Raw genomic sequence first — 1,274 nt, 5'->3', positions numbered from 1 at the left:
ACTTATAATATTACCATAGCATAAAAATGCTTTCTTATAAGCATTTCAAAGAATAGAATAATTAGCTATTTTTACTTATAGATATTTTGAGTCTATTATTTGCTTTTCTTTAAATACGACTAAAAATAGTACAAAATGTAAGAATGGTTGTTATTCTATAATAAAACAGATTTACCTATTAGAATCTTTAAAATAAAGATAAAACCATTTTTAATGGTAAAATCAAAAAAATGAGCGATTAGAGGAAGTTTTACCATTTTATTTTTATATTGTATTTAATAGAGTGAGGAAGATGTTTAAGACATTAAAATCACTATTGTTACGTTAAGTATCAAGATGTTGCAAATAAATTAAAAAACAATGTTATTATAACATCTATGAATAATTAAACATGTTTCTGTGCTTCTTCTATAAAATAAGATTTTATGCGACTATATTAATAAACTTTCGCATTCGCTATCATTCAGCCATTCACTTATTATCTAAAATACCCATGTATACTCAAAAAATCCTACAACAGAAAATATCTAATATCACGATCTGGCGTAAAGGTGATAACAGAGCGCCCCATAAACCACTGTTACTCTTATTAGCGCTTTCCGAGTACCGCAAAGGCCATCCACGACTATTTAATTATGGTAATGAAATTCATCAACAGTTATTAGAATTATTGATTAATTTTGGCCCATCTCGCCGTGAGCATTATCCAAATCTGCCTTTCTGGCGATTAGTTCGCGATGGTTTTTGGGAGTTGCAACTACCAAAAGAGAGCGATCTATCAAAAGATAATAAGCAACCATCGAAAAATAAATTAATTCAGCAAAATGTGTTAGGTGGATTTGACCAAGAAAGCTATCAGCTTCTTATAAAAAAGCCAAGTTTAATCAATAAGCTAGCACAACAGATTTTAAGTGAACACTTCCCTGATAATGTTCAAGAAGTTATTGCTAACCGTCTTGATTTTCCCCTACAAGAAATTCGCCAAAACCGAGATCCCACTTTTAGAAAAAATATCTTACGTGCTTACAATTATCAGTGTGCTATATGCGGTTATAATCTACGTTATGATAGCGCCGTGGTTGGCCTAGAAGCCGCTCATTTGACATCCTCCACGCCCTAAAGGACGTGGATCCCTACTGCGTTCAGACTGATGTCTGAATCACCTCGGCGGGTTCCTGCTTCAACGGGCGGTCTGACTGCACCCTCCCTCCACAGGCAAGCACGGCATGTCCTGCCGCTAAAATGTTACGTGCCCCGTTGATATCAGCATTCGC

2 pseudogenes are annotated in these 1,274 nt (G+C 34.5%); one reads left to right on the top strand and one right to left on the bottom strand.

Features of this window, described 5'->3' with window-relative positions:
• Nucleotides 1–493: 493 nt before the first annotated feature.
• A pseudogene (locus tag ACYUCW_RS17995) lies at nt 494–1,102 on the top strand (phosphorothioated DNA-binding restriction endonuclease); the annotation flags it as partial.
• Nucleotides 1,103–1,142: 40 nt separating this feature from the next.
• On the opposite strand, the pseudogene ACYUCW_RS17990 reads toward ACYUCW_RS17995, so the two are convergent.
• Nucleotides 1,143–1,274: pseudogene (locus ACYUCW_RS17990) on the bottom strand (RNA-guided endonuclease InsQ/TnpB family protein); the annotation flags it as partial.

The sequence above is a fragment of the Proteus sp. MB838 genome, assembly GCF_054767435.1.
This window is presented reverse-complemented; position numbering and strand designations above follow the sequence as displayed.